The 26,887-nt window shown below is 69.2% G+C and carries 26 protein-coding genes; 12 read left to right on the top strand and 14 right to left on the bottom strand.

Translation table 11 applies throughout. The features are described 5' to 3' along the window. Nucleotides 1–19 precede the first annotated feature (19 nt). The 3 genes from ABZV91_RS01460 to ABZV91_RS01450 all read left to right on the top strand — a co-directional run bounded on the left by ABZV91_RS01460 (nucleotide 20) and on the right by ABZV91_RS01450 (nucleotide 3,621). Entirely contained in the window at nucleotides 20–871 is an 852-nt protein-coding gene (locus ABZV91_RS01460) for an NAD(P)H-dependent oxidoreductase (RefSeq protein WP_355233776.1), read from the top strand. A gap of 66 nt (nucleotides 872–937) precedes the next feature. Further along, on the top strand, nucleotides 938–2,632 hold the full coding sequence (locus tag ABZV91_RS01455) for a hydrogenase maturation protein (RefSeq protein WP_355233774.1): 1,695 nt from the start codon (nucleotides 938–940) through the stop codon (nucleotides 2,630–2,632). 155 nt (nucleotides 2,633–2,787) lie between these two features. After that, complete coding sequence (locus ABZV91_RS01450; protein ID WP_355233772.1) at nucleotides 2,788–3,621, top strand: MHYT domain-containing protein; 834 nt, start codon at nucleotides 2,788–2,790, stop codon at nucleotides 3,619–3,621. Between the two features lie 307 nt (nucleotides 3,622–3,928). Here the strand turns inward: ABZV91_RS01450 and ABZV91_RS01445 are convergent, their stop codons facing one another. Then, nucleotides 3,929–4,363, bottom strand: coding sequence for a PaaI family thioesterase (locus tag ABZV91_RS01445; RefSeq protein WP_355233963.1), 435 nt, complete (start codon nucleotides 4,361–4,363; stop codon nucleotides 3,929–3,931). Between the two features lie 93 nt (nucleotides 4,364–4,456). Between ABZV91_RS01445 and ABZV91_RS01440 the strand changes: the two genes are divergently transcribed. Beyond that, a complete protein-coding gene (locus ABZV91_RS01440; RefSeq protein WP_355233770.1) occupies nucleotides 4,457–4,942 on the top strand; it encodes a helix-turn-helix domain-containing protein in 486 nt (161 codons plus the stop codon). A 165-nt stretch (nucleotides 4,943–5,107) separates the two neighbouring features. After that, nucleotides 5,108–5,617, top strand: a complete 510-nt coding sequence (locus ABZV91_RS01435; protein WP_355233768.1) for a hypothetical protein — start codon at nucleotides 5,108–5,110, stop codon at nucleotides 5,615–5,617. Between the two features lie 34 nt (nucleotides 5,618–5,651). Here the strand turns inward: ABZV91_RS01435 and ABZV91_RS01430 are convergent, their stop codons facing one another. Both ABZV91_RS01430 and ABZV91_RS01425 read right to left on the bottom strand, forming a co-directional pair. Then, nucleotides 5,652–7,229, bottom strand: a complete 1,578-nt coding sequence (locus ABZV91_RS01430) for a hypothetical protein (protein WP_355233766.1) — start codon at nucleotides 7,227–7,229, stop codon at nucleotides 5,652–5,654. 289 nt (nucleotides 7,230–7,518) lie between these two features. After that, the gene (locus ABZV91_RS01425; RefSeq protein WP_355233764.1) at nucleotides 7,519–8,376 is read right to left on the bottom strand and encodes a helix-turn-helix transcriptional regulator; all 858 of its coding nucleotides are present in this window, start codon (nucleotides 8,374–8,376) and stop codon (nucleotides 7,519–7,521) included. A gap of 14 nt (nucleotides 8,377–8,390) precedes the next feature. Here ABZV91_RS01425 and ABZV91_RS01420 point away from each other — a divergent pair, with 14 nt between their 5' ends. Further along, nucleotides 8,391–8,672: a hypothetical protein gene (locus ABZV91_RS01420; RefSeq protein ID WP_355233762.1), complete on the top strand. Its 282-nt coding sequence runs from the start codon at nucleotides 8,391–8,393 to the stop codon at nucleotides 8,670–8,672. A gap of 398 nt (nucleotides 8,673–9,070) precedes the next feature. Further along, on the top strand, nucleotides 9,071–9,694 hold the full coding sequence (locus ABZV91_RS01415) for a GNAT family N-acetyltransferase (protein WP_355233760.1): 624 nt from the start codon (nucleotides 9,071–9,073) through the stop codon (nucleotides 9,692–9,694). A gap of 37 nt (nucleotides 9,695–9,731) precedes the next feature. Here ABZV91_RS01415 and ABZV91_RS01410 read toward each other — a convergent pair whose 3' ends face one another. Beyond that, complete coding sequence (locus ABZV91_RS01410; RefSeq protein WP_355233758.1) at nucleotides 9,732–11,627, bottom strand: hypothetical protein; 1,896 nt, start codon at nucleotides 11,625–11,627, stop codon at nucleotides 9,732–9,734. Between the two features lie 392 nt (nucleotides 11,628–12,019). Between ABZV91_RS01410 and ABZV91_RS01405 the strand changes: the two genes are divergently transcribed. Next, nucleotides 12,020–12,664 carry a methyltransferase domain-containing protein gene (locus tag ABZV91_RS01405; protein WP_355233756.1) on the top strand — a complete coding sequence of 215 codons (645 nt, stop codon included), beginning with the start codon at nucleotides 12,020–12,022 and terminating at the stop codon, nucleotides 12,662–12,664. Nucleotides 12,665–12,845: 181 nt separating this feature from the next. Here ABZV91_RS01405 and ABZV91_RS01400 read toward each other — a convergent pair whose 3' ends face one another. From ABZV91_RS01400 to ABZV91_RS01370, 7 genes are all read right to left on the bottom strand, one after another. Beyond that, nucleotides 12,846–13,745, bottom strand: coding sequence for a 3-methyladenine DNA glycosylase (locus tag ABZV91_RS01400; RefSeq protein WP_355233754.1), 900 nt, complete (start codon nucleotides 13,743–13,745; stop codon nucleotides 12,846–12,848). Next, nucleotides 13,742–14,806 (bottom strand): hemolysin family protein, encoded by a 1,065-nt coding sequence (locus ABZV91_RS01395; RefSeq protein ID WP_355233752.1) that lies wholly within the window; start codon nucleotides 14,804–14,806, stop codon nucleotides 13,742–13,744. The genes ABZV91_RS01400 and ABZV91_RS01395 overlap by 4 nt, the downstream gene beginning before the upstream one ends. Beyond that, entirely contained in the window at nucleotides 14,799–16,193 is a 1,395-nt protein-coding gene (locus tag ABZV91_RS01390) for a hemolysin family protein (RefSeq protein WP_355233750.1), read from the bottom strand. The genes ABZV91_RS01395 and ABZV91_RS01390 overlap by 8 nt, the downstream gene beginning before the upstream one ends. A 260-nt stretch (nucleotides 16,194–16,453) precedes the next feature. Continuing rightward, entirely contained in the window at nucleotides 16,454–17,890 is a 1,437-nt protein-coding gene (locus tag ABZV91_RS01385) for a GuaB1 family IMP dehydrogenase-related protein (RefSeq protein ID WP_355233748.1), read from the bottom strand. A 49-nt stretch (nucleotides 17,891–17,939) separates the two neighbouring features. Next, nucleotides 17,940–19,214, bottom strand: coding sequence for a DEAD/DEAH box helicase (locus ABZV91_RS01380; protein WP_355233961.1), 1,275 nt, complete (start codon nucleotides 19,212–19,214; stop codon nucleotides 17,940–17,942). 76 nt (nucleotides 19,215–19,290) lie between these two features. Then, nucleotides 19,291–20,229, bottom strand: coding sequence for a M56 family metallopeptidase (locus ABZV91_RS01375; RefSeq protein ID WP_355233746.1), 939 nt, complete (start codon nucleotides 20,227–20,229; stop codon nucleotides 19,291–19,293). 55 nt (nucleotides 20,230–20,284) lie between these two features. Beyond that, entirely contained in the window at nucleotides 20,285–20,659 is a 375-nt protein-coding gene (locus ABZV91_RS01370) for a BlaI/MecI/CopY family transcriptional regulator (RefSeq protein WP_083872702.1), read from the bottom strand. Between the two features lie 268 nt (nucleotides 20,660–20,927). On the opposite strand from ABZV91_RS01370, the gene ABZV91_RS01365 reads away from it, so the two are divergent. Both ABZV91_RS01365 and ABZV91_RS01360 read left to right on the top strand, forming a co-directional pair. Then, a complete protein-coding gene (locus tag ABZV91_RS01365; RefSeq protein ID WP_355233744.1) occupies nucleotides 20,928–21,635 on the top strand; it encodes a hypothetical protein in 708 nt (235 codons plus the stop codon). Nucleotides 21,636–21,821: 186 nt separating this feature from the next. Beyond that, complete coding sequence (locus ABZV91_RS01360) at nucleotides 21,822–22,268, top strand: PaaI family thioesterase (protein WP_355233742.1); 447 nt, start codon at nucleotides 21,822–21,824, stop codon at nucleotides 22,266–22,268. A gap of 81 nt (nucleotides 22,269–22,349) precedes the next feature. On the opposite strand, the gene ABZV91_RS01355 is transcribed toward ABZV91_RS01360, so the two are convergent. Further along, a complete protein-coding gene (locus ABZV91_RS01355; RefSeq protein WP_355233740.1) occupies nucleotides 22,350–23,114 on the bottom strand; it encodes an SDR family oxidoreductase in 765 nt (254 codons plus the stop codon). Nucleotides 23,115–23,305: 191 nt separating this feature from the next. Between ABZV91_RS01355 and ABZV91_RS01350 the strand changes: the two genes are divergently transcribed. Together ABZV91_RS01350 and ABZV91_RS01345 are read left to right on the top strand one after the other, a co-directional pair. Continuing rightward, nucleotides 23,306–24,937, top strand: coding sequence for an ABC-F family ATP-binding cassette domain-containing protein (locus tag ABZV91_RS01350; RefSeq protein WP_355233738.1), 1,632 nt, complete (start codon nucleotides 23,306–23,308; stop codon nucleotides 24,935–24,937). Between the two features lie 82 nt (nucleotides 24,938–25,019). Further along, entirely contained in the window at nucleotides 25,020–25,253 is a 234-nt protein-coding gene (locus ABZV91_RS01345) for a helix-turn-helix domain-containing protein (RefSeq protein WP_030520514.1), read from the top strand. A gap of 83 nt (nucleotides 25,254–25,336) precedes the next feature. Here the strand turns inward: ABZV91_RS01345 and ABZV91_RS01340 are convergent, their stop codons facing one another. Beyond that, the gene (locus ABZV91_RS01340; RefSeq protein WP_355233736.1) at nucleotides 25,337–26,299 is read right to left on the bottom strand and encodes a hypothetical protein; all 963 of its coding nucleotides are present in this window, start codon (nucleotides 26,297–26,299) and stop codon (nucleotides 25,337–25,339) included. A gap of 12 nt (nucleotides 26,300–26,311) precedes the next feature. Then, a complete protein-coding gene (locus ABZV91_RS01335; protein WP_355233734.1) occupies nucleotides 26,312–26,752 on the bottom strand; it encodes a hypothetical protein in 441 nt (146 codons plus the stop codon). Between the last annotated feature and the right edge of the window lie 135 nt (nucleotides 26,753–26,887).

Raw genomic sequence — 26,887 nt, 5'->3', positions numbered from 1 at the left:
TCCCGGTGTTGCCCGGGACATGAAGGTTTTGATCGTCTACGCGCACCCGGAACCCGATTCGCTCACCGGAGCCCTGAAAGATGTAGCCGTCGAACAGTTGCGGGCCGACGGCCACGAGGTGCGGGTGAGCGACCTCTACGCCATGGGCTGGAAGGCCCACGCCGACTCCGCCGATTTCGGGGCCGTCGAGGAGACGAACTTCATGCTGGCATCGGGCGAGGCCTTCGCGAACGGCACGCTGAGCGCGGATATCCGTGCCGAACAGGAGAAACTTCTGTGGGCCGATACCGTGCTGCTGCACTTCCCGCTGTGGTGGTTCGCCATGCCTGCCATCCTCAAGGGTTGGGTGGACCGGGTGTTCACCTGCGGGTTCGCCTACGGCGCGGGCGGTACCGCCATCCCGCGCTACGGTGACGGCGTACTCGCCGGACGGCGGGCGATGCTCGTGGTGGCCGTCGGCGGCCGCGAACCGGCGTACTCCGATCGCGGAATCAACGGTCCGATAGCGGATCTGCTGTTCCCCATCCACCACGGCATGCTCTACTACCCGGGGATGGCTGTGCTGCCGCCGTTCGTCGTACACGGCGCGATGCGGGTGGACGACGAACGCTTCGAGCGGCTGGCCATCGATCTGCGCAAGCGGCTGGCCGAGCTGGACAGCGCCGAACCGATCCGGTACCGGCGTCAGGCCGGCGGCGACTACGATCGCGGACTCCGGCTCGAACCGGGACGCGAGGAGCCGGGAGCCACCGGATTCGGGTTGCACATCGCCTCCCAGGAGGGTGCGGCGGCCGCCTTCCGCCGCGAATCCGATTCGCGCAGTGGGCGGTTGCGGAGGGCTCGGGCTGCGGACGTTCCGGCGCAGGACTAGCTTGGTCGAGTCGAGACCGTATCCGGGGAACGAGTGGATCGGTTCCCTGTTCGATGGAGGAGAATTTTGCGAGTCCTGCTGGTCGCGAGCGCTTTCAACAGCCTGACACAGCGTGTGCACACCGAACTGCGTTATCGCGGGCACGAGGTAGCGGTCGAATTGGCGCTCGGCGACGACCTGCTGCGGGCCCGGGTCGCGGCGTTCCGCCCCGATCTCATCGTGGCGCCCATGCTGACCACCGCTGTCCCGGAGGATATCTGGACCGAGCACACCGTGCTGATCGTGCATCCCGGCCCCACGGGTGATCGCGGCCCCTCCTCGCTCGACTGGGCGATCAGTGATGGCGCGTCCGAGTGGGGTGTCACGGTGCTCCAGGCGGTCGAAGAGATGGACGCCGGGCCGATCTGGGCTTCGGTGCCCTTCCCGGTCCCCGCGTGCGGGAAGAGCGAGCTGTACCGTAACGAGATGTCGGATGCCGCCGTGGCCGCGGTGCTGCTGGCCGTCGAACGTTTCGGCGCCGGGGATTTCGTGCCCGAACCGCTGGACTACGACCGGCCCGATGTCCGGGGGCGGTTGCGGCCCTATCACTCCCAGCAGTACCGCCGGATCCACTGGGCGACCGAAAGCACCGCCGAGGTGCTGCGCAAACTCCGTGCGGCCGATTCGCAACCCGGGGTGCTCGACGAGCTCTACGGCCGTGAGTATTTCGTGCACGGCGGTCACAACGAGGATCAATTGCGCGGTACGCCGGGTGCGGTGATAGCCACCCGTGACGGGGCCATCTGCCGGGCCACCGTCGACGGCGCGGTCTGGTTGCCGCAGTTGCGGCGCCGTCGGACACCGGGCGGACCGGCGACGTTCAAACGGCCCGCGGTGGCGGCGCTGGGCGCCGACCTGCCCCCTGCCACCCCGGAGGTGCCGGTCTCGGCCGCCGCGGCGGCCGTCCGCGACACCTGGTCGGAGGTGCGCTACCGCGAGGCAGGGTCGGTGGGCTACCTCGAGTTCGCCTACGCGGGCGGGGCGATGAGTACCGCGCAGTGCCGCCGGCTGCTCGCCGCCTATCGCGAGGCGTGCGCGCGGCCGACCCGAGCCCTGGTCTTCGGCCCGGCCCGCGACTTCTTCTCGAACGGCATCCACTTGCACGTCATCGAGTCGGCCGAGGATCCGGCCCGGGAGTCCTGGCACAACATCAACGCCATGAACGATCTCGTGGAGGCGATCCTGACCACCACGGACAAACTCGTCATCTCCACGCTGCCCGGTAACGCCGCCGCGGGCGGGGTGATGCTGGCGCTGGCCGCCGACGAAGTATGGGCCCGCGAGGCCGCAGTGCTCAATCCCCACTACCGCCTGATGGGCCTGTACGGCTCGGAGTACTGGACCTATTCGCTACCGCGGCGTGTGGGCGCGGCCGAGGCCGCGCGGCTCACCCGGGAGACGCTGCCGGTGGGTGCGAAAGCGGCCGCGGAGCTCGGCCTGGTGGATCGGGTGGGTTCCGGGGACACCGCCGAATTCGCCGCCTGGGTGCGCCGGGAGGCGGAGGCGCTGGCCGATTCGCCCGAGCTGGAGAACCGCCTGACCGCCAAGAAACAACTGCGGGAGGCCGACGAGGCCGCCAAACCGCTGGCGGAGTACCGTGCCGAGGAACTGGCGCAGATGCGCCGGAATTTCTTCGAGGAGGGCGAGCCCTATCACGAACTGCGGCGGAACTTCGTGTACAACGTGGTGCCGCCTGCCACTCCGGCGTACCTGCAGAGCTGATCCGGACATTCCGGCCTTAGCTCAGTTGTGACATCAAGTGGCGAACGTACACCCCCGTGGGGTGAAATTTTTACTCTGCGGGCCCCTTCGGGGTGTGTCGAACTACTGTCCAGGTGGCCGCAGTTCGGAAATCGACTAGTACATCGGAGTTACGCGTGCAGCTCGAGCACTTCAGCAATGGGTGGGTGACACCTGTCCTCGCCTATTTCATGTCGTTCATCGGGTCGGTGCTCGGTCTCCGCTGCGCGGTCCGCGCGCGGTCGTCGGAGCAGGCCGGCGGCTGGCTGGTCGCGGCGGCCATCGCGCTCGGCGGCGCGGGTATCTGGGTCATGCACTTCACCGCCATGCTCGGTTTCTCCATCGGCGGGATGACCATCCGCTACGACATGCCGATGACGCTGCTCAGTGCCGGGATCGCGATCGTGGTCGTCCTGATCGGACTGGCGATCGTCGTGCGCGGGCACCGGGAGGCCATCGCGTTGCCGCTGGGTGGAGCGATCACCGGCATCGGGGTCGTGGGGATGCACTATCTGGGCATGGCCGCGATGAACTCCGGCGCCGAGATGGAGTACAACACCGGCCTGGTGCTGCTGTCCATCCTGATCGCGGTGGTCGCGGCGACCGCCGCGCTGTGGTTCATGCTGCACGTGAAGGGCTGGGGCAACACCATCGGCGCGGGCCTGATCATGGGTGTCGCGGTGTGTGGCATGCACTACACCGGTATGGCCGCCATGAGTTCCCAGCACGGTGACCACACCGCGGTGCCGGAGGGTGTCGCTCCGGTGGAGTTGCTCACTCCGCTGCTCACCACCGTCGCGCTGGTCGTGGTGGGTCTCGTCGTCCTGGTCGGCGTGGCCGAGCTCGAAGTACGGTCCACGGCCGCGGCGAAGCAGGAGTACGAATCCGACGAGGTCGCGACCCTCACCACCGATCCCGCGACGCTCGCCGTCAGCGGCCGGGAGTGGCCGCGGATGCCGGTGGACCGCTAGTCTGCCGCCTGTCGCAGTGGTGACATCGGGGCAGGGCCCGGGTGTTGTCCGCGGCCGGGCGACCTGATCTGGGCCGCCGTATCTGCAAGCCGAAGTGAGGATTGTTCGAATGGGTAGTACCGTCATCGATATCTTCGCGTTGATCATCACGCGAATCGGGGACTTCTGGACCTGGGCGTCGACCGGCTCGGCGGGTTTCCCGCCCCTGTGACCCGGTAGCGATCGCCGATACGGAGCCCGGACGCTGTGTGCGTCCGGGCTCCGTCGTGTTCGCGCCGGGGCGGGCGGCGGGAGCGGCCCGGCGGGTTCAGGCGGGTAGCGGGATGTTCTGGAGCCGGACCTGTCCTCGGGCGAGCGTCTTACCGCTGTCGCCGTCGGCGATGACCACCTGCCACAGCTGCTGGGTCCGTCCCTGGTGTAGCGGCTCGGCGGTGACCGTGGCCCGTACCGCGGTGGCCGGTCGCAGGAAATCGGTCGCGTTGTGGACGCCGACCGCGAACTCGCCGCGATCGACCACGGCGGCGCTGGCGCCGATACTGGCCGCGCTCTCCACGATGGTCGCGTAGACGCCGCCGTGGACCACGCCCCAGGGGGTGTGGTGGTCGGGGCCGAGTTCGACGTGGCCGCGAACACCGGTCCCGGAGAAGTGGTCCACCACGAAGCCGCTCGCGGCGACGAATCGCCCGGCGTCGGCGAGATCCACGCTCGGTAGTCGGTCGGGCGGGTCCGAGATCTCCGGCATGTGGTGCTCCCTGGTCGTGGTCTGACTTTCGATATACAAGCTAGCCATGGTAGGGCACTGACTGTCAAGTCCGCAGTCAGATACGCTGGCCGCATGGAGTGGCTCGAATACAGCACCGCCAACTGCTCGGTCCAGCGCACCCTGGATATCGTCGGAGATCGCTGGACGATGATCGTGCTGCGTGAACTGTTCAACGGTGTCCATCGTTTCGAGCAGATGCGTCAGCACTCCGGGATCTCGGAATCGGTGCTGTCCAACCGGCTGGGCAAACTCGTCGACGCGGGCATTCTCGACGTGGTGCCCTATCGGGAGGCCGGTAGCCGGACCCGTCGCGAATACCGGCTCACCGGTAGAGGCCGCGCTCTGTATCCGATCCTGATCGCCCTGCTGCACTGGGGTGACGAGTACTGCGCCGATCCCGAAGGGCCCGCGCTCACTGTCGCGCATCGCGACTGTGGCGCCCCGGTGGACGTGGTCATTCGGTGCCGGGCCGGCCATGATCTGGACGGACCCCGGGAGGCGGAGACGCACGCGGGCCCGGCGGCCCGGCGGCTGCCGGAGGTGAGCTCGGACTCGTGACGCGCTGTGGCCCGCGCACCCCGTACCGGGGCTCTTTCGCGTGGTCCGTGAGCGGTGGGCGCGTGCGCTGTACGGTTCGCCGCGCCGCGGCCGCATAGAGTGGGGTCCGTGATCTCCGGGGGTGTATCAGGGACGGCGCGGCGGCCCGTGGCGACATGGTGGTCGATGACCACGGTGGTGGTGGCGGTCCTGGTCGAAATCTGCTGTGTGGCGGTGATCTGGTTCGTCGCCTCGGACGGCGATGTGGGGTACCTGCTGCTCCTCACCGGTGCGCTGCTGGGTCTGGCCGTGCTGTGGGCGATCTGTGCGGTATTCGGGCTGATCAGGTATCGGGCCTGGCTGCTGAGCGTCGTCGCTCCGGTCCTGGTGCTGGCGGCCGTCGCCGCGGTGTACTCGGGCGCCGCCGAACAGGTGGGCTGGCGAGTATCCAAGGCGGCGTTGGACGAAGCCGCGGCGCAGTGCGTCGCGCGCTCCGAGCCCGGCCGGATCGGCGTATACGCGATCGAGTGGGTGGACCGGACGGCCGACGGGTGCCATTTCTACACCGGCGGCGGCTTCCTCGATCCGGTCGGGTTCGCCTACCTCCCCGAGGGGCCTCCCCCCGAGCGCCGGAGCAGTGAGACCATCTACCGGCAGTACGACGGTTCGTGGTACCGCTTCGTCGTCTCGTGGTGACCGGTCGAGTCCTTCGCGTCGACCCGGACGCAGATCACGACCCCACGACCGACTGCTGGTCCGCGGGTGGCGAATACACCGATTCGTCCACACGCAGCACCATGAAACCGTTGTCCGAGCAGGTGACGTACAGGTCGTTGCCGCGCCACTCCGGCGGCGACAGGCACCAATCGGTGGAGACATCGCCGAAGGCGAGTTTCCCGGTCCGCGAACTCAGCGCCTGCGAGGGGTCGAACCGGCCCTCCAGGACCGCACGGGCCGCGCTGGGCGCGGTCATCGCCGGGATGCCGAGCAGCGATGCCAGCGCGTGCGGCGAATTGACGAGTTCCAGATTGCGGCCGGTGCGGGCCGGCGGATTGAAGTAGGCGATCTCCCGGATGGCCCGTGGATCCCGGATATCGAAAACCCTTATGCCGGAGGAGATCCAGCCGCAGGCGAGGGCGGTCGGATCCACCGGCCGGTCGGCCGCGCAGTAGTGCGATTCGTAGGCGAAGATCGAACCGCCCATGGACGACGCGATATTGCTGTCCAGATTCTGTGGCAGATTGATCTCGAGTTTGATCTTCGCCACGACCCGCGGATCGGCGTCGTCGGAGATATCGATGAGTTTCACACCGCCGGAACCCCCTTCGTCCACGGTGTAGACGTGCGGCCTGCCGCCGTAGGTGACCGGAATGCTGTGCTGAGTGGCCCATCCGTCCGACCAGAACATCCGCCCGAGATGGTGGACCTGCGGGTTCGGGTCGCGCCGCTGGACCGCGCTGATATCCAGCACGGTGATACCGCTCAGCGCCGAAAGGTACATGCGGTTACCGTCCGGGCTCACCCCGAAGCCGTGCGCGGTGAGTCCGGTCAACCCCTGCCAGACGACCCGCGGATTCGCCGGATCGGTGAGATCGACGGCGCTGAGGAATCCGGGTGTGATTCCGGAGGCCCAGTAGGTGCGGCCGTCGGGGGAGAAGCCGCCCTCGTGTGTGGTGATCGGCAGCGGCATACCCAGATTCGTGCCCGGACCGGGGTTGAGCAACCGCGGATGCGCGCAGTCGGAGATATCGTAGACCGACAGATATCCGGCGCCGACCAGTAGCGGGACGCCGGTGCCCACGAGCAGTTTCCGCTCCCGGTTGACCTTCAGGCTCTCCCAGGTGCCGGCCACCATGGCGGGCTCGTTCAGAGTCGCCGTCGGCCGCGGATGCGCCGGATCGGAGACGTCGAGCACCTGCACGCCGCCGTTCTGGTGCAGCAGGTTGCCGGGGAAGAACGTGCCCATATAGGCGCAGTGCTCGAAGCTGGTGGAAGTGATGCCGGCGCCACGCCCGGCGAACCGGCCGACCAACGACATATTGCACCGATAGCCCTGCGTACTGCGGCCGCTGTCCCGGTCGGCCGCCGGTACATCGCCCTGGAAACCCGGCTCGGGCATCGAGCCGGGTCCGCACTCGGCCCGGGGCACCGAGGTCCGGCCGACATCGAGGAATTCCCGCACCTGGTTCTGGATATCGGATCGGAGATCCGCCGACGCGCTGCCCGGCAGCATGACCGCGGCGACCACACCCACCGCCCCCAGGACCAGCGCTCTGGTCCGGCGGAACCTTCCGAAGGGACGCTCCATTGCATCCTCACGCTTCCCGAGCTCCGTTGCTCGACCCGGTCATCCGGGAGGGTTCGGTACACATCCCGGGATTTGTTCAGTAATGGTAGCGATCGGGGAGTGGCGGAATAAGGGTTTTCACGGAATACGCGACCGGGTGAAGAACCGCTTCCGGTGAGCGCTCGGCCGGTGCGTGCCTCCGAGTGCACCGCGGCGTGGGACGGTAACGCCTCCACGGCAGCGCGAGCTGCGGTGGAGGCGTGGGTGGACAACGGGTGCCGTCAGTCGAACTTGCCGGCCTTCGCCGCGTTCAGGAAGGTGTCCCATTCGGAAGGGGTGAAGACAGCGCGGGACCCGACTCCGCCCCGGACAACGCTACATGGCGGATCTGCCGCGCCTTTTCGGAAAATCGCGCGACCTCGATGTCCCGTTCCATGTACAGATCTCCGGCAAGGATCTCCTTGTATGCCGCCGGCGGCTCCTGAAGTCTGGAAGTCGGCAACGGCGGAAAGCTGAACAGGACAAAGGACCCGGCGATCAGTCCCACGGGGTACTGCGTCGTGGCCGGGACGATACGGATCTCCACACCGCGATCCTCCGAACGCTCCAGCAGACGCCGGATCTGATCGGCCATCACCGCGGGTCCGCCCACGCAATAGCGCAGTACTGCTTCCGACAAGAGGGCTTCGAATCGATAGCCCTCTCGATCCAGGAGGCCTTGTCTGGGCATGACGACATCGAGAATTCGCTCCACCTCCTCCGACGATCGTTTGGGCGAGGCGGCCCAGGTGAGAGCCCTTCGATACTCTCTGGTCTGAAGTAATCCCGGGACCACGGCGGTCTGCCAGGACGTCACCCAGTTCGCGGCCTCTTCGAGTGCGAGGTAGTGGTCGAAACCCTGGGCGATCGCGTCCGCATAGGAGCGCCACCACCCCGATCCGGAGGCCGAAGCCGCCCGGATCTCCTGGGCCAGGCCGAGCAGCAGCCGGCGTTCGGAGTCGGAGGCGCCATAGGCATTCGCCAGGGCATTGAGCGCGAGGTCGGTGACCTTGGTCCGGCGGCCGTCTTCGAGGCGCCCGTAGGACTGCGGACTGGTCTCGGCGATCCGGGACGCCGCCGATTGCGTGATGTTGTTGCGTTCCCGCAATTTTCGCAGCTGGCGGCGCACTGGTCCGCAGTGATATGCCGCCGTCGGGCATCGATCTGCGCCGGATGGCCGAACGGCATGGATATCGCCTGGTGTACACGGTCCGCACCGATGCCGGCGCGGTGGTGACCACGCTGGCGGTGGTGCAGCACGTCCGGGAGTGGGAGGCCGGCGCCGTCGTCGTCCCGGGCTTCGAACACGCCTTCGCGATCCGTCAGGTGATCACCGGGTACGCCGCGCTCATCACCCCGTCCCGGCTCTACCCGTGTGGGCATCGCTGGCCGTCCGATGCCCTTCGGTGCGAGCGCACGAAGTGATCGTGGGGCGTGGTGCGGTGTGGTGTGGTCCAGCCGAGTTCCGGTGAACTGTTTCGGGCCCGATCCTCGTGCGAACTACCGGGGGAACGGCGCGCGGCCGGCCGGACATGGCAGTCGGCGCAGGCGAACAGGCCGCGTGCCCGCCGCGCCGGGCGCCGACCGAGCCGGGGCGGTCGGCCGTGGACACTCCGGTGCCACCGGGAGCGGCGAGAGCGGCAGCACGGAATGTCGGCGTCGCGAACTATTGTTCGCTACTGGTATCTCGGCGACACGAGGGTCGTGGCCCGATCGATTCGACCGGGCCGCACCGTCCGGTCGCGCCCCGCCCGCGTTCACGCGCCGCTGCACGGCGTGCCCGCGGAACTGCTTGTACCCCGACGAGAGTGAGGACCGTAGTCATGCCGACCCGGCCCGAAGTGCGCTCGGCGCGCCGTGACGAGATCGGCGCTCTGGCGCGCACACTGGGCGCTGCCTTCCACGACGATCCGGTGATGGAATGGCTGTGGCCCGATCCGTACCGGCGCGCCCTCGGGCTGCCCCGGCTGTTCGCCACCCAGACCCGGCACCAGCATTTCGCCACCGGCGCGGTCGATATCGCGCGGGATCCCGCCGGCGCGATCGGCGGGGCCGCCCTGTGGGACGCGCCCGGGGCGTGGAAACCGTCCCCCTGGCGCGCACTCCGCATGCTCCCTCGGCTCGCCCGGGCATTCGGCGGGCGGTTGCGGAAAGGGAAGGCACTGATGGACCTCATGACCGAGATGCACCCGGACGAACCGCATTGGTATCTCGCGACCGTCGGCACCGATCCGGAGCGGCGCGGGCACGGTTTCGGGCAGGCCCTGCTGGGTGCCAGGCTCGAACACTGCGACCGCGAGGGCATCCCGGCCTATCTCGAATCCAGCAAATACGCGAATATCGCCTACTACGAACGCTTCGGCTTCGACGTGACCGGGACCATCACGCTGCCCGGCGGCGGGCCGGACATGTGGCTCATGTGGCGCACGCCCCGGCCGCGTGGTTGACCCGCGCGCTGCGCTGTGACCGCCCGCCCTGGCGAGGTCAGTCCTCGGCGACCACGATCACGCTGTCCAGCGCGGACAGGGTGATCGTGGTGTCCTTGGGCGGGTTGAGGGTGACGCCGTAGGCCGGCGGCCGGCCCGCGTGGCGGTGGAGCCGGTAGCCGATCGCGGCTTCGCCGCGCAACCGCGCCGCATGGACGAGGGTGGCGAAGTTGATCTCCCTCTCGGTGGTGACGTAGTCCGGCGCGGGTTTGAGGTAGATCTCGGATCCGCTCGGATCGAACAGATCGGTGAACACCGCGTGCAGGTGGCGGTTCTCGGCGAGCTGGGTCAGCAGCAGGCTGATCAGCTTGCTACTGACTATGAAGTCGTCGGCCTTGGTGACCTGGGCGATCTCCCGGTTGGCATCGTCGTTCATCTCGGTGACGATCGAGTACGGGTCACCGAGCCGGACTTCGATATCCCGCAGGTGTAGCAGGGTCACCAGGGTGCGGTCGTCGGCGTGGTGCTCGTCGAGCGTGTCATCCGTGAGCACGACCACGTGTTGATAGCTGCCCGGGTTCAGCGCTTCCAGCGAGCGTCGGCTGGTCGGCTCGCAGTGCCGGTAGCCGACGGTCACATTGGCCCGCGGACTACCGGTGACCTCCTCGGGCGGCGGGTGCGGGGAAGCGATGTCGAGCACCGAGCCGGGGGCGACGTACTCGTCGAGCAGGCCGAGAATGCGGGGACCGCGGGAGTTCCATCCGATCAGCAGGGTCCGGTCGGGTGCGGGGCCGGTGACGTCGTCCGGGACCTTCACCAAGGCCTCGCTGACCACGGGCACCGGCTCGGTCGCCAGTTCCACCAGTGGATCGTCCTCGGCGATCACGATGATCTGGTCGTCCTCGGCGATCACGGTGTCCATCGGCGGGTTCACCGCCACCGTTCCGTCGCCGTGTCGCACACCCACCGGGCAGCTCGTGTTGTAGGCCGTCAGCGCATCACCGTAGGTCCGGCCGGCCAGCGCGGGCTCGGCCCGCAGGTAGAGCCCGTTACCGGCGAAGTCGAGCAGGTCCGTGCACACCGTGGACAGGCCGGACTGGCGATGCGACTGAACCACGATCCGCACCGTGATGTCCTCGGCATCGATCACCAATGTGTCCGGGTCGGTGGCCAATCGGGCCGCGGCCACATCCTCCGACTGACGCACCGCGGTGACGATATGCGGTCGCCGGGCCGGCCACGGTCGGTTGTTCAGCAGCAGGAGGGCTTTGATCACGTCGATATCGGCGTTGTCACCCGGCCGCGGCAGCACAATGATCGACTTGGCGGTGTCCAGGCTGACCAACTCCAGATCGGCGCGCTCGAGCGGGCTGCCCGACCGACAGGTCACGCGCGTACGGCCGGTATTGCCGACCCGGGCACGGATCTGGTCCTCCATATCGACCTTGTCCCGGTCGGCCAGGACCACCACGCTCGAGCGGCGAGTCCGCTGGTTCGCGGCGGCCAGCTCGGCCACCACGGTGAACACCTGATCCGACCAGCCCAACACGACCGTGTGCCCGGACTCGATCAGCGGGGCCCGGCCCTTGCGCAGCTCCGCGATCCGGTGTTCCATCCCGGTCACGAGCACACCGATCAACGAACTGACGATGAAGATCCCGCCGAGCGTCACCACCAGCATCAGCAGCAGAAACGGCACGCTGAACACGGTCGCGTCGTCGCTGCCCATGGTCCCGGGGTCGAGCGTGCGCAGCAGACTCATCCACGCCACACCCACCCAGCCGCCCTTGACTCCCGCGACATCGGCCGGCGCCAGCAGCGCGGCCAGGGTGGTGGTCACCGCGATCAGCACCGCCGACGCCAGACCGAGCCAGCCGATCAATGCCGGAGTGCCGCGATCCATCGTCCGGTCGAACCAGAATCGCAACCGGTCACGCACTTTGATCCTGGCCACACACACCCCTGCTCACACTCACACCCACCGCAATTCGTCGCTGACGAACCTAGCTTTTCACAGCGAATGACGCACCCCTGAAACAGTATTCACGTCCCGCCGCACTCGCAGCCGGTGGCGACCGCTCTCGACGATGCGGCCGGTATCGCTCGAGTCCGGCTGATCCGCTGATACGAGGTACGGGGGCGAACAAGATCATCACCAGCCCCGTCGATGCGGTGGCGAGCCCGGTGCAGTCGACGACGTCGGCGAGTGAACGTTGCATGTCGATCCTTCCCGCAAGCCCCGCGCCGCTGACCCCGGCGATTCGGTCGCCGGTTCCGGCGCCGGCCGCGGCCGATTCGGGGGTTTCCCCGATGTACCGGCGCGGGCCGGGCTGGTTTGCTGGATGCATGTCCGGCAACACAGCCCGCGGTGAATCGGACCGCGTGGAACAGTTCTTCGACCGTATCGCCGACGGATACGACCGGCAGATCGGTTGGTCCGAACGGGTACTGCTCGGTGACGCGCGCCGATGGGCGATCGATCGGGCCCGCGGGACCGTGCTGGAGATCGGGGTGGGCAGCGGGTTGAACCTGCCGCTATACGGCGCCGGAGTCGAGCGGGTGATCGGGGTGGATCTGTCCGAGCGCATGCTCGATCTCGCGCGCGCCCGTTCGGCGCCGGTGCCGGTGGAGTTGCGGCACGGAGATGTCCAGCAGCTGGATCTACCTGCCGAATCGGTGGATACGGTGGTCTCCACCTACACCTTCTGCACGATTCCGGACCCGGCCGCCGCCGCGGCGGCGGCGTGGCGGGCGCTGCGCCCGGGCGGGGTGTTCGTCGCGGTCGAGCACGGCCCGGCCCGCGCGCGCCCGATGGCGGCGCTCATGCGCCTGCTCGAGCCACTCGCGGTGCGGTTCGCCGCGGACCATCTCACCCGGGAACCGGTCGGCTACCTCACCGGCGCCGGGTTCACCCTCGAACAGTTCGCCCGCACCGGTCGCGGCGGGGTGGTGTTCCGGGTGGTGGCCCGGAAGCCGGAACAGTCCGGCTGATCACACCACGGATCCGATCGGTACCAGCGGCGGCCCGTACGCGGGTGGAGCCTGCCGAGGCGACGGATCGCGGACTGCGGACGGCGCGGAGCGAGAAGAATTCCGGCGGGGCACAGAGTATCCGGCCGCGCGCCGAGCGGACCGCTGTCGACCTGCCCGGCCACCGGCGCGAGTAGGCGAGCTATTCGGCAAGTTGTGCCAGCAGGAAGTCCAGGTTCGCGAGCAACCGGGTGCGCAGCAGTGCTGCCCGGTTCGTGATCTCGGCTTGGCGGCGCACGTATTCGGCTCGCCCGGCCGGGGTTTCGATCCGCACCGGCTCGTATCCGTGTTCGCGGAGATCGTACGGGCTCGCTCGCATATCCAGCGTCCGGGCATCCAATGCCAGCTCGAAACAGTCGAGCAGCAGATCCGAGGCGAGCAGCGGAGTCGCCTTGAAAGCCCATTTGTACAGATCCATATTGGCGTGCAGGCACCCCGGCTGCTCGGCGTGGAGCTGGTCGTCGCGGGTCAGCTGCCGGTTGTTGCGGGGGACCGCGGCCGGGGTGAAGAACCGGAAGGCGTCGAAATGCGTGCAGCGCACCGGCATCGACTCGACCACCGCGTCGGTACCGGCCGCGCCGAGCCGCAGCGGCACCGCGTCGTGGCGGACCTCCTCGGTGCGGTACACCATCGCCCACTCGTGCAGGCCGAAACAGGACAGCTGTGCGGGCCGGGACGCGGTCGCCCGCAGCAGGTCCGCGATATAGGTGAGGGTGTCGGCGCGGGACCGCAGGAACGCCGGATCGGCGGTCATCACCGGCCCGGCTTCGGTGCCCGGCTCGTCCATCCGCTGATATCCCCGCAGACCGGAGTACTCGGCGGCGCCGGCCAGCGCCACCCCGAATCCGGGATGCCAGCGCCGTAACCGGGCCGGTTTGTGACCGTAGTAGGTGAACAGGAAATCCAGTACCGGATGCTTCGCCCCGGCGGCCCGCGCCCGCAGGTACGGGCCGGCCAGGGCGTCGAGGCGGTCGCGGTGCGCGGCGGCGCGCCGGCGCCATTCGGCCGCGCCGAGCACCGATCCGAGGGCCGCAACCGTCATTCGGCGACCCGGTGCGTGGTGTCGCGGACGGTACCGACGAACTCCTCGACGAGATCCTCGAGTGCGACGATGCCGACCGTATTGCCCCGCGCGTCCACCACCCGGCCCAGATGGCTGCTGGTGCGGCGCAGGCGGGCCAGTGCCTCGTAGAGGGTGGTGCCCATCAGCACGGTGGGCAGCGGCCTGATATCGGTGCGCGGGATCTCGGTGCCGGGGCCCGCGGTCTCGTCGGAGACCTTGTCCAGCACATCCTTGACGTGCAGATATCCGACCAGCGAACCGTCGGAGGCGCGGACCGGGTAGCGGGAGAAACCGGTTTCGGCGACCGCGTTCTCGATATCGCCGAGAGTGGTGCCGCGGGCGCGCAGCGGAATCGTGCGCACTTGCGTCAGCGGCACCATGACCTCGGCGACGAATCGCTCCCCGGTACCCAGCGCCTGGGTGAGGCGGCGGTGTTCCTCCTCGTCGAGCAGGCCCTCGGACCGGGATTCGCCGATCATCTCCGCCAGTTCGTCGCTCGACACCGTGGCCTCGAGTTCGTCCTTGGGTTCGATGCGCAGCATCCGCAGCGACACGTTGGCCGCGAAGTTGTAGATCGCGATGAGCGGCCGGGCGATGCGCAGCCAGGCCAGATGCAGCGGCACGAGCAGCAGGGCACTGCGTTCCGGGCCGGCCAGCGCGATGTTCTTCGGGATCATCTCGCCCAGCAGGATGTGCAGAATCACCACGATGGCCAGCGCCAGGACGAACGACACCGGATGCAGCAGTGCTTCCGGCAGTCCGGCCAGCTCGAACGGGCGCTCCAGCAGATGGGCCACCGCCGGCTCGCCGACCCGGCCGAGCAGGATCGAGCAGATCGTGATGCCCAGCTGTGCGGCGGCCAGCATCATCGACAGGTTCTGCCCGGCCCGGATCACCGTGTCGGCATTGCGTTTGCCCTGTGCGGCCAGCGCTTCGAGCCGGTCGCGGCGGGCGGAGATGAGCGCGAACTCGGCGCCGACGAAGAAGGCGTTACCCGCCAGCAGGACCACGGTCAGCGCCACGCCGAAGAGGTCACCCATGGCGGACCTCCCGGCCGGTGGGCTGCTGGTCGCGCCGGTCGATGGCCTCGGCATCGGCCGGGACCAGGCGGATCCGGTCGATGCGGCGTCCGTCCATCCGCTCCACCCGGGCCAGCCAGCCACCCTGGCCGTCGCCGTGGCGGCGTTCGTGGCCGCGCTCCGGGAGCACCACGGTATCGCCGGCCACCGGGATCCGGCCCAGGCGCGTGAGCACCAGTCCGCCGAGGGTTTCGTACTCGCCCTCGGGAGCGATATACCCGGTCGCCCGGCTCACCTCGTCGATCCGTAGCAGACCCGAACAATCCCAGCCGTCGGAGACCCGGCGCACCTCGCGTTCCTCTTCGTCGTGCTCGTCGCGCACATCGCCGAGGATCTCCTCGATGATGTCCTCCATGGTGACCAGGCCCGCGGTGCCGCCGTACTCGTCGACGACCAGCGCGACCTGCATACCGTCGGCGCGGACCCGTTCCAGCACCTCGTCACCGTCGAGGCTGGCCGGGAGTACCTGCACCGGCTGCGCGATCTGTGCGAGCCCCACAGCGGCACGCGTGCGCGCGGGATGGGTGAACGCCTGTTTCACGTGCACGACACCCAGGGTGTTGTCCAGGTCGCCGTCGATCACCGGAAATCGTGAGTAGCCGGTGCGGGCGGCCGCGGCGAGCAGATCGCCGATGGTATCGGTACGGTCCAGGGCTTCGATCTTCACGCGCGGGGTCATCAGCTCCTCGGCGCTGCGCTCGCCGAACTGCAGGGAGCGGTCCAGTAGTTGCGCGGTGCGCTGATCGAGAGCGCCGTGCTGAGCCGAAGTGCGCACCAGCGAACCGAGTTCCTGCGGCGACCGTGCCGAGCGCAGTTCCTCCGCGGGTTCCACCCCGAATCGGCGGACCGCCCAGTTGGCGGTGCCGTTGAGGAACTGGATCATCGGCTTGAACACCGCCGAGAACGCCACCATCGGCCCGGCGGTGGCCCGCGCGGTGGCCAAGGGCGCGGCGATGGCGATGTTCTTGGGAACCAGTTCGCCGTAGATCATCGACAGTGAGGTCGCCAGGATCAGCGCCAGGACCAGGGCGATACCCGTCGCGGCGGAATCCGGGACCCCGAGCACCGTGAACAGCGGTTCGAGCAACCGCGCCAGCACGGGTTCGGCGATATAACCGGTGATCAGTGTGGTGATGGTGATACCGAGCTGAGCGCCGGACAGCTGGAAGGACAGGGTGCGGTGCGCCTGCCGGACCGCCCGCGCCCGGACATCACCGTCGCGCGCGTGCGCCTCGACGGTGCTGCGTTCCAGAGCGGTGAGCGAGAATTCGGCGGCCACGAACAACGCGGTGCCGGCGGTGAGCGCCACGAACCCGATGAGGCTGAGGACGGTGAGTGCGACGGCCATCTCACCACCCCCCGGCGGGCATCGGCATCAGCGATGGGGAAAGGGCCGGAGAGGGGAGGGTCGTGCAGCGGAGGACGCCGGGTCTGTCACCCGGCTCGATAGATGAGCCCTCCTGAGTGGCGCCCTCGGACGCGGGTGACAACTGGATCCTTTCGTCCTGACGATCGCGGCCGGCGGTCGCCGGCGTTTCTCATGCTACCGCGACCGTGTGCGCGGGTGCACGGTCGCGGTAGCGGCGACGCGCGGCGGTGTGGCCGGGGTCACCACCCACCCGGCAGCGGACGGCCCTCGGCGAATCCGGCGGTCGACTGCACCCCGACCACCGCGCGCTCACGGAATTCCGTGAGATCACGGGCGCCGGCGTAGGTGCAGGCGCTGCGCACCCCGGAACAGATGTGATCGATGAGGTCCTCGACACCGGGACGTTCCGGATCCAGCAGCATCCGGGAACTGGAGATGCCCTCTTCGAACAGCGCCTTACGGGCCCGGTCGTAGCCGCGATCGGCGGCGGTCCGCGCGGCGACCGCGCGTTTGGAGGCCATGCCGAAGCTCTCCTTGTACGCGCGGCCGTCCCGGTCGACGCGCAGGTCACCGGGTGATTCGTAGGTGCCGGCGAACCACGAGCCGATCATGACGTTGGACGCGCCCGCCGCGAGAGCCAGGGCGACATCGCGGGGATGACGGACACCGCCGTCGGCCCAGACATGGGCGCCCAGATCGGCGGCCGCCGCCGCGCATTCGGCGACCGCGGAGAACTGCGGCCGGCCGACTCCGGTCATCATCCGGGTGGTGCACATGGCGCCGGGCCCGACGCCGACCTTGACGATATCGGCGCCGGCGGCGACCAGATCCCGGGTGCCCTCGGCCGAGACCGTGTTCCCGGCGACCAGCGGCACACCGAGGCCGAGGTCCCGGATCGCGTTCAGGGTCTCCAGCATCTTCACCTGATGCCCGTGCGCGGTGTCGACCACCAGGACATCGGCGCCGGCGTCTACCAGAGCCTTGGCCTTCGCGGGCACATCCCCGTTGATCCCGACGGCGGCCGCGATCCGCAACCGGCCCTCGTCGTCGACGGCGGGGGTGTAGATACCGTGCCGGACCGCGCCGGTGCGGGTGAGTACGCCGGCCAGGGTGCCGTCCGGGGCGAGGAGTACGGCGGGCCCGGAATGCGCGGCTTCGAGGCGGTCGAAGATATAGGACGCCTCGGCGGTCGCCGGAACGGAGACGAAATCGGTGGTGGCGACCTCGTGCAACCGGGCGAACCGATCCACATCGGCACAGGCCTCCTCGGTGACCAGCCCGACCGGTCGTCCGTTGTCGACCACCACGACCGCGCCGTGCGCGCGCTTGTGGATCAGCGCCAGCGCGTCGGAGACGGAGTGGTCGGCGGTGAGCGTGACCGGGGTATCGGCGATCAGCGAACGGCTCTTGACGAAGGCGATGGTCTCGGCGACGGCGCTGTTGGGCAGATCCTGCGGTAACACCACGATTCCGCCGCGCCGGGCCACGGTCTCGGCCATCCGGCGGCCCGCGACCGCGGTCATATTGGCGACGACCAGCGGGATGGTGGTGCCCGAGCCGTCGGCCGTCGCGAGGTCGACGTCGAACCGGGACGCGATATCGGTGCGGTTCGGGACCAGGAAGACGTCGTTGTAGGTCAGGTCGTTCGGCGGATGTTGTCCGGGGAGAAACTGCACTGCGCCCATGGTAATCGGGACGGCTCTCCCGCGTGGGTCCCTGCCGGATTCACTTGGCCCGGCGCGGGCGATGCGGCCGGCGGCTCGGTGCCGGTTTCCCGGAGCCGCTCCGGCCCCGGGCGCCCGGTCCGCGGAAGTGGCCGCGCGCGGTCGCGGGCGGTGCCTCGGGTGCCTTCGCCGCCTCGGGGCCCGGCGGGGTGCGGGCGCCGGTGAGCCGGCGGACCTCCCGGTCGCCCGGCCGCACGGTGTGTTCCACCACGGGAACCTCCGCCGCTCGGGTGAGTGCCGCCACCTCGGCACGCTGGTCCGGGGTGACCACGGTGATCACCGTGCCGCTCGCCCCCGCCCGGGCCGTGCGGCCCGCCCGGTGGACGTAGTCCTTCGCATCGGCGGGCGGATCGGCGTGCACCACCAGGGAGACCGCGTCCACATGGATCCCGCGCGCGGCGATATCGGTGGCGACCAGGACGGAGATACCGCCGTCGGCGAAGGCGGCCAGCGTCCGGATCCGGCGGTTCTGTGCCTTGCCGCCGTGCAGCGCCGCGACCGGGATGCCCTGGTCGCGCAGCCGGCGGGTGAGCTTCTCCGCCCCGTACTGGGTGCGGGTGAACAGCAGGGTGCGGCCGTCGCGGGCGGCGATCTCGGCGAGGACGGCCGGTTTGTCCGCCGGCTCGACGTGGAGGATGTGATGGGTCGCGGGGGTGCTCTCCGGTTCCGGCGCCACGGCGTGGGTGACGGGATCACGCAGATACCGGCGCACCAGATCCTGGACGGATTCGTCGTCGAGAGTCGCGGAGAACAGCAGTCGCTGCCCGTCGCCGGGTACCAGGTCGAGCAGTCGCCGTACCTGCGGCAGGAAACCGAAATCGGCCATATGGTCGGCCTCGTCGACCGCGGTGATCCGGACCGCGTCGAGTACGGCCGCACCCTGGTCGACGAGATCGGCCAAGCGGCCGGGGGTGGCGATCAGCAGGTCCACCCCGCGCTGGAGCTTGTCGGCCTGCCGGGACACGGGCATCCCGCCCACCGCGGTGCCGAGCCGCAGACCCAGGGCGAACGGTTCCAGCGCGTGCTCGATCTGCAGGGCCAGCTCCCGGGTCGGGGCGAGGATCACACCGCGCGGGGCGCGCGCGATGGCCGGCGCCCCGGCCAGGCGGGCGAGCATGGGCAGGCCGAACGCCAGCGTCTTCCCGGACCCGGTGGGCGCCCGGCCGAGCACATCGCGCCCGGCCAGCGCGTCGGGGACGGCCGCCGCCTGGATGGGCCGCGGATCGGTCAACCCCTCCCGGCGCAGCGCCTGCACCGTGAGTACGGGCAGGCCCAGCGCGGCGAAGGGCGGGGGAGTGCGGGGGCCGCCCGCGTGCGGATCGGTCGAGCGCGCGGTCTGCGCCGCTGGGTGATCAGGCACGGAACAACCGGCTCAGCTCGACCAGCCAGGGAATAGCGACGGCCAGCGTCGGCACCACCAGGATGGCGATCGAGGCGAGGTAGGCGGCACCGGCGATCCGCAGATCACCGAGTGGACCGGCCAGGCGCTGGATACGGATCAGGGTGCTCGGCCCGCCCACCGCGAGCGCGCCCTGCGGCGCGGTCGATTTCGAGCAGGCCACCAGGGCCCGGGCCAGCGGTTTCGGGCCGGTGACCTTGACCGCGGAATCGTCGGCGAGCAGTTCGATCAGCAGTTTCACCGAATCCAGGGCGGATTTGCTGCGCACGAACCGCGGGAAGGCCTCGTGCGCGACGGTGAATGCCTCGAGGACCAGATCGTGGCGGGCCCGCAGATGCGAGCGCTCATGGCTGAGGATGGCGGTGAGCTCCTGCTCGGCGAGTGTGTCGAGGGTGCCCGCGCTGACCACCACCCGGCGTCGCAGTCCGGGTAGGCAGTAGGCGATCGGTTCGGTGGAGGACAGGACCCGGATATCGGCGGCGCGCCGGAACGGGCCGCTCTGGTCGAGCAGGTCGACCAGCATGCGGTGGTGGGCGCGGCGGCGCCGGGTGTGCACCCCCACCCGGAGGGAGGCGTAGACCAGCCGGGCGCCGATCAGCAGCGTGAGCATGAACACCGAGACATAGGCCAGCCACAGCGGCAGGCCCAGTGCGTCGATCTCATCGGTGGGTTTGGTGGTGGGCCGGCCGTCCGGGCCCGGGACCAGCAGTTCGGCCGCGATGGCGAGCCCGGAACTGAACGCGCTGAGCACTGCGGCCAGCGCGATCGCCTGCCAGAGCACGAGGGCGGCACGCGGGACGCGATAGGTCCAGGTCGCCCGGCTGAGTGATTCCGGGACGGGACCGGCGAGAAGCAAGGCAAGTACGGCGAAGGCCGGTGCTGCTGCGTTCATCGACTCTGCTCACTGCGTTGTGGGGCCAGGGTCCGAGGTGGTCGCGGCGGGGCTGTCAGTCCTCGGTTGCTTCGAGCTTAGCGAGTGCGTCCCGTAGGGCCGCGGCCTCGTCCTTGCCGACCTGCTCCACGAAGTGCACCAGGGCCGCGGCCCGGCTACCGGCCTCGTCGGCTTGCTGGAGCGCGTCCATCATGAGACCGGCCACCAGCTCGTCGCGGGTGTGTACCGGAGCGTACCGGTGGGCACGGTCGTCGCGCCGCTGTACCACCAGATTCTTCTTCGCGAGGCGCTGCAACACGGTCATCACCGTGGTGTACGCGAGTTCGCGGCGCGCCGACAGGGCCTCGTGCACCTGCCGGACCGTTTGCGGTTCGTCGGCCGACCACAGTTGGTCCATAACCGCTTTCTCGAGTTCACCAAGTCCAGCCATCTCTCGATTTTACGACGCCAACGACACTGTGGCGTACTACGGGGTGTCGTAACCGCGTGGGAATTGTCATAGGCCGTCGAGCACCGGAAATGCCGCGGTTGTGGTGGGAGGCGGGAGCGGCTCGGCGTCCGTGTGCGGCGCGCGCCGGGGGCGCCGGGCGTCACGGATCCGTTACTTCCTGCGCGAGGGAAACACTTGCTAGGTCTGGTAAGGCTAACCTATCTTTCGATCAAGTCGTTGCTGCGACGCCGATCTCGAGGAGGTTCGAATGTCCGAACTCGCTACTGTGCGCATCCCCCGTCCGTACGAGGCGGCATTCGGGTCGGCGTGTGCCCGGTTACGGTCCCTGCAGCCGGAACATCCCCGGGTGTATGCCGCCGCGGCCATGTCCGAACAGGGCAAACGGCGCTGGTGGGCGCTGTCCACGGGCCTGCGGGAGGGCCGGATCGACCTGATGTACCGGCGGCACGCCGCCGAGATGCTCAGTGCGACCGCCGCGTCGGAGGTTGTGGCCACCGCGTTCATCCACGCTGTGCTCGGCCGGGTCGCCGCGTTATGGGTCGCCGACGGCCGGGCCTGGGATCCCGGGCTGGAGAACGTCTGGATCCACACCGACAACGACGGCGGTATCGACTGGGCGGGCCTGGCCGACACCAGCATCCGGGTGGTGGCCGGTGACCCGCTGGAGGGATCGCCCGGGGTGGTCTCCCTGCCGTGCGAGCGGGCGATGTGGGTGTGGCTCGCCTACCGTTGCGAGCCCTCGCTGCTGCTGATCCAGGGGGCGCTGGCGCGGTGCGCGGGGCTGAGTCCGCGCCGTTTCTGGGCGCTGGTGGCCGAATCCGTTTCCGGGGCCACCACCTATGTCCCGGAACTGGCCCGTACCGACCCGGTGGCGGGCGCGCGCCGGGGGCAGGGCCTGCTGATGGCGCTCGAGGAGCGCGGTATGGCTATCAGGCGAGCCCAGCGTGTTGCCTAGTTAGGTAAGCCTGCCCTATAGTCAGAGGCGGCGTACGGATCGCGCGAGAGTCCCGAGGGCTGCGGTGACCCCCGATCCAATGCCTGCGGCGGGCCCCATCTCCGGGATGGGGCCCGCCGCTCTCTTCTCCCCGTCGACCACCGGCCCGTGCTCCCCGCCGCGGACCCACATGCGATCGTGGAGCCCATGACCGAACAGCAGACCCGCCCCCCGATGTCGATGGCCGATCTGAGTGCCGAACAACTCAATGAGATCAGCAAGGGGACTTTCGCGGATCTGATGGGTCTGCGGGTGACCGAATTGGGACCGGACCGGGTCCGCGGCGAATGGACGGTCACGCCGCAGCTGCACCAGCCGGCCGGGATCCAGAACGGCGGGGTCCTGTGCACCGTGGTGGAAACATTGGCCAGCACCGGCGGCGCCGCCTGGTACGGCGAGCGCGGCGTGGTGGTCGGGGTCAACAACAACACCGACTTCCTGCGTGCGGTGCGCGACGGGAAACTGACCGCCGAGGCCACTCCGCTGCACCGCGGCGGTATGCAGCAGCTGTGGCAGGTGGTGATCACCGACGAGGACGGGCGGCTGGTCGCGCGCGGTCAGGTCCGGTTGCAGAATCTGCCGCATCGCTCCTGAGTCTCGGCCGGCGGCGGAGCCGGTGGAACACCGAGGGCCGGAGCAGTGCGCGCACCGTCCCGGCCCTCCTCGATCGACTACTCAGAGACCGCCGGTCGACAGCAGCCCGCCGTCGACCCGTACCGTCTCGCCCGTGATCCACGCCGCCTGATCGGAGGCCAGGAACGCGATCAGCCGCGCCACGTCCTCCGGCGAACCGAGCCGCTTCATCGGGTACGCCCGTGCGGCGGCTTCCTCGTCCGCCGAGTACAGCGCGTCGGCGAAGCTGGTCTTCACCACCCCGGGCGCCACCGCGTTGACGCGGATCTTCGGTCCGAGCTGCCAGGCCAGTTCGTCGGTGAGCCGGATCAACGCGGCCTTGGAGGCGCCGTAGGCCGCGATGACCCCGGTGGAGCGGATACCGGCCACACTGGCCACATTCACCACGGCGCCGCCGTGCTCACCCATCCACGCCTTGTAGGCCTGCTGGATATAGCCGAGCGCGGCCACGACGTTCACGTCGAAGATCTTGCGCACCGCGTCGAGGTCGGCTTCCATCAGCGCGCCGTACACCGGGTTGATCCCGGTGTTGTTGATCAGGATGTCCAGCGATCCGAACTCCGTGACCGCGCGCTGCACCGCGGCGGCACGTGCCTCGTCGTCGCCGGAGTTACCGGCCAGCGCGACGACCTCGCCCTGGTGTCCCAGCGCCCGCAGTTCGGCGGCCGCCTTCTCCAGCGGCTCGGCCTTGCGCGCGGTGATCAGCACATTCGCGCCCCGGCTCAGCAGCTCGGCGGCCACCGCGTAGCCGATGCCGCGGCTGGCTCCGGAGACCAGCGCGCTCTTGCCCAACAGATCGGTGCTCATATCCGGGCACGTTACCGTGCGCACCGGTGACCCCGGTGGGCGCGGATCACCCCGGCCGCCGGGGCGGGGCAGTGTCGCGGTCCGGGTAAAATCGGTGGTTCCGTGTCCGGAGACATCCGATGATCGGTGGATGGGCCCACTGTCGGGCGTGCCGGGCCGCTGCCCCCAACCCTGTTTCCTAGGAGATATCTGTGATCACCGCGACCGACCTCGAGGTCCGGGCCGGCGTCCGTACCCTGCTGTCCGCGCCCGGACCGGCGTTGCGGGTACAGGCCGGCGACCGGATCGGCCTGGTCGGGCGTAACGGCGCCGGGAAGACCACGACGTTGCGCATCCTCGCCGGAGAAGGCGAGCCGTATGCCGGGACGATCACACGGTCCAGCGATATCGGCTACCTCCCGCAGGATCCCCGCGAGGGGAATCTGGACGTGCTGGCCCGCGACCGGGTGCTCTCGGCCCGCGGACTGGACGCGCTGATCCGGGATATGGAGAAGCAGCAGGCGCTGATGGCCGAACTGGCCGACGAGACCGAACGGGAACGCGCCGTCCGCAAATACGGCCGCCTGGAGGATCGTTTCTCCGCGCTCGGCGGCTATGTGGCCGAGAGCGAGGCCGCGCGGATCTGCAACAGCCTCGGGCTGCCGGATCGAGTGCTGGACCAGGCGCTGCGTACCCTTTCCGGCGGTCAGCGCCGGCGAATCGAACTGGCGCGCATCCTCTTCGCCGCCTCCGACGGTAGCGGCGGCCGTTCCGACACCACCCTGCTCCTCGACGAGCCCACCAACCACCTCGACGCCGATTCCATCACCTGGTTGCGCGGTTTCCTGCAGAACCACGACGGTGGCCTGATCGTGATCAGCCACGATGTCGAGCTGCTCGCCGATGTGGTGAACAAGGTGTGGTTCCTGGACGCGGTGCGCGGCGAGGCCGATGTCTACAACATGGGCTGGCAGAAATACCTGGATGCCCGCGCGACCGACGAACAGCGCCGCCGCCGTGAGCGGGCCAATGCCGAGAAGAAGGCGTCGGCGCTGCGGGCCCAGGCCGCCAAACTCGGCGCCAAGGCCACCAAAGCCGTTGCCGCGCAGAACATGGCCAAACGCGCCGACCGGCTGATGGCGGAACTGGACGAGGTGCGCGTGGCCGACAAGGTCGCCCGGATCAAGTTCCCCGAACCGGCCGCCTGCGGGAAGACGCCGCTGATGGCGGAGAACCTCACCAAGGTCTACGGGTCGCTGGAGATCTTCACCGGCGTGGACCTGGCCATCGACCGGGGCAGCCGGGTGGTGGTGCTGGGCCTCAACGGCGCCGGCAAGACCACGCTGCTGCGCCTGCTGGCCGGCGCCGAGGAGCCGACCGCCGGGGGGCTCGTGCCCGGTCACGGCCTCAAGGTGGGCTACTTCGCGCAGGAACACGACACCCTCGACGATACGGCCACGGTCTGGGAGAACATCCGGCACGCGGCGCCGGACGCGGGCGAACAGGAGCTCCGCGGCCTGCTCGGCGCCTTCATGTTCACCGGTCCGCAGCTGGAACAGCCCGCCGGGACGCTGTCGGGCGGTGAGAAGACCCGGCTCGCGCTCGCCGGCCTGGTCTCCTCGGCGGCCAATGTGCTGCTGCTCGACGAACCCACCAACAACCTCGACCCCGTCTCCCGCGAACAGGTCCTCGACGCACTGCGTACCTATGCGGGCGCGGTGGTGCTGGTGACCCACGATCCGGGCGCCGCCGAGGCCCTGAACCCGGAGCGGGTGATCTTGCTGCCGGACGGCACCGAGGACCACTGGTCGGCCGAGTACCTGGAATTGATTCAGCTCGCGTGAGTTTCATCACAAGAACTCATTGCCGGATGGTCGCCGAGTGCTTAGCCTGAGAGTGACGCTGCTCGGCGACTCGGAGGAAGCCATGGGCGACAGGCCGGTACAGAGCAAGAGCACATTGGGCAAGGGCACCCGGGTCACGGGTAAGTCACGGGATCGCCTACAGACCCAGTTGAAGAAGCAATACGAGGCGGGGGCGAGTATCCGGTCGCTGGCACGTGCGACCGGGCGCTCCTACGGGTTCATCCACAATGTGCTGACGGAGTCGCATGTGCAACTCCGCAGCCGCGGCGGCGCCAACCGCCGTAAATCCCGCTAGCCGCACCGTATCCGCAGGCTCCGCCGCCGGGACGACGTGCCCGGCGGCGAGTGGCCGCCTGGGAGTCGTGCGGTGGGCGGATTTCACCAGCCGGATACGGCGCCGTCTCCGTACACCAGGAGATTGGCGAGACTGGTGAAGATCGGCAGCCCGGTCTTGATCTCGAGATAGGCGAACTGGCCCTGCGGGTTGACCTCGAGGAAGTAGTACTCACCGTCGAGGCCCACCCGCAGATCCAGGACGCCGAAACTCAGGCCCAGCGTGCCCATCAGCGTCGCCAGTGATTTGCTGACGGCGGCCGGTAGCAGGGTGGGGGCGAAATCGACCGAGGTATCCAACCGGGAGTCGACACGCCCGGCACCGGCCCGGGAATCGATGCGCACCGCCCATTCCTGCCCATCCACCCACACCACCCGCAGATCGCAGTCCGGATCGATATAGCGCTGGAAGGTGGTGGGCGCCCAGCGGATACTGCCGAGCCGGTCCAGATCGGCGGTTCCGATCATCCGGGTTTCGGAGAATTCGGCGCGGGAGGTGCCGGTGCGTTTGAAAACAACACGGCTACCGCAGGTTTCGATGAACTCCCGGGCCTCGTCCGGATCGTTGGTGACCAGTGTGTCCGGGACCGCGCAGCCGGCCCGGCGCGCGGTGTCGAGTTGGACTATCTTGCGATGGGCGATCCGGTCGTTGCCCGGATCGTTGATCCACTGGGCGCCCAGCGACCACAGCAATCCCTGCACGAAAGCGTCGCATTCGGCTTGGCGGTAGGCGTTGTCGTCGGCGCGGACCCCGGCCGGTACCGAACTCGGATGCGGCCGCCGCCACCAGACCGACCCGACCTCGTCCAGTCCGGCCAGACCCGCCAGCGACCGCTCGACGCCGGCCACGCCGAGCCGGAAACTACCGGGCTCGCGCGGGAAATCCCGCAGATCCAACCGTAGGGGCGTCATGGCGTGCTGTTCGCGCAGCGTCGCCACCATGGCCGCGGCGTGCAGATCGTCGGCTTCGGAGACGATGAGGACCACGCGGGCCTCCCGGGTGCTCATCGCGCCCGCCGGTCAGTCGAAGCTGTCGCTGTGGACGCCGTCGTCGCTGGTGTTGCGCGACCTGGTCTGGGCACAGGTGAACGTCGCGGGGAAGTCCGGGTCGCCGGCGAGGTCGAGCCGCCGGGCCCAGGATTCGGTGAGCCGACGCAGCCGGCGGTCACCGAAGGCCTCGGACGGCGGCGCCGCCAGGGTCATCGGCCGCTCCGCGACCTCGATGCGCAGGCGGCGGGTGAAATCGGCCGTGGCCCCGGGCCGGATGTCCACGTGCACCCGCCGGCCGGTGGGGTGTTCGTCATCGAACCGGATGGCCAGTACGTCGGCGCGGCAGAAGGTCCACGTCCCGTCCGCCACCCGAACCCGGATCTCACGGTCGGATTCGCCGACCAGCACACCGGTCAGAGTGGCGACCGCACCACGTCCCGGCGTATCGAGGAGGTGGAGGGCATCGGTCATCTGGGTTCTCCGATCTTGCCGGCGGTATGCCATGACCCGAGCGCGTCCGGATCATAACGCCGCGCGGTGCCTCCAGAAGCCGATATGGCCGGATTGCCCCTGTTCGGATACCCCGACCTCGATGTCGCAGAACGC

Origin of the sequence: Nocardia sp. NPDC004568 (assembly GCF_040609955.1) — a bacterium.
Classification (GTDB): Bacteria; Actinomycetota; Actinomycetes; order Mycobacteriales; family Mycobacteriaceae; genus Nocardia.
The sequence above is the reverse complement of the archived record's forward strand: the minus strand, read 5'-3'. Positions and strand labels throughout refer to the sequence as shown.

Coding starts and splice junctions, on each gene's coding strand:
- ABZV91_RS01460 (WP_355233776.1), top strand. CDS start 20: ATGAAGGTTTTGATCGTCTACGCGCACCCGGAACCCGATTCGCTCACC.
- ABZV91_RS01445 (WP_355233963.1), bottom strand. CDS start 4,363: ATGCCGGAGATCTCGGACCCGCCCGACCGACTACCGAGCGTGGATCTC.
- ABZV91_RS01440 (WP_355233770.1), top strand. CDS start 4,457: ATGGAGTGGCTCGAATACAGCACCGCCAACTGCTCGGTCCAGCGCACC.
- ABZV91_RS01435 (WP_355233768.1), top strand. CDS start 5,108: ATGACCACGGTGGTGGTGGCGGTCCTGGTCGAAATCTGCTGTGTGGCG.
- ABZV91_RS01430 (WP_355233766.1), bottom strand. CDS start 7,229: ATGGAGCGTCCCTTCGGAAGGTTCCGCCGGACCAGAGCGCTGGTCCTG.
- ABZV91_RS01420 (WP_355233762.1), top strand. CDS start 8,391: ATGCCGCCGTCGGGCATCGATCTGCGCCGGATGGCCGAACGGCATGGA.
- ABZV91_RS01415 (WP_355233760.1), top strand. CDS start 9,071: ATGCCGACCCGGCCCGAAGTGCGCTCGGCGCGCCGTGACGAGATCGGC.
- ABZV91_RS01405 (WP_355233756.1), top strand. CDS start 12,020: ATGTCCGGCAACACAGCCCGCGGTGAATCGGACCGCGTGGAACAGTTC.
- ABZV91_RS01400 (WP_355233754.1), bottom strand. CDS start 13,745: ATGACGGTTGCGGCCCTCGGATCGGTGCTCGGCGCGGCCGAATGGCGC.
- ABZV91_RS01395 (WP_355233752.1), bottom strand. CDS start 14,806: ATGGGTGACCTCTTCGGCGTGGCGCTGACCGTGGTCCTGCTGGCGGGT.
- ABZV91_RS01390 (WP_355233750.1), bottom strand. CDS start 16,193: ATGGCCGTCGCACTCACCGTCCTCAGCCTCATCGGGTTCGTGGCGCTC.
- ABZV91_RS01375 (WP_355233746.1), bottom strand. CDS start 20,229: ATGAACGCAGCAGCACCGGCCTTCGCCGTACTTGCCTTGCTTCTCGCC.
- ABZV91_RS01370 (WP_083872702.1), bottom strand. CDS start 20,659: ATGGCTGGACTTGGTGAACTCGAGAAAGCGGTTATGGACCAACTGTGG.
- ABZV91_RS01365 (WP_355233744.1), top strand. CDS start 20,928: ATGTCCGAACTCGCTACTGTGCGCATCCCCCGTCCGTACGAGGCGGCA.
- ABZV91_RS01360 (WP_355233742.1), top strand. CDS start 21,822: ATGACCGAACAGCAGACCCGCCCCCCGATGTCGATGGCCGATCTGAGT.
- ABZV91_RS01355 (WP_355233740.1), bottom strand. CDS start 23,114: ATGAGCACCGATCTGTTGGGCAAGAGCGCGCTGGTCTCCGGAGCCAGC.
- ABZV91_RS01345 (WP_030520514.1), top strand. CDS start 25,020: ATGGGCGACAGGCCGGTACAGAGCAAGAGCACATTGGGCAAGGGCACC.
- ABZV91_RS01340 (WP_355233736.1), bottom strand. CDS start 26,299: ATGAGCACCCGGGAGGCCCGCGTGGTCCTCATCGTCTCCGAAGCCGAC.
- ABZV91_RS01335 (WP_355233734.1), bottom strand. CDS start 26,752: ATGACCGATGCCCTCCACCTCCTCGATACGCCGGGACGTGGTGCGGTC.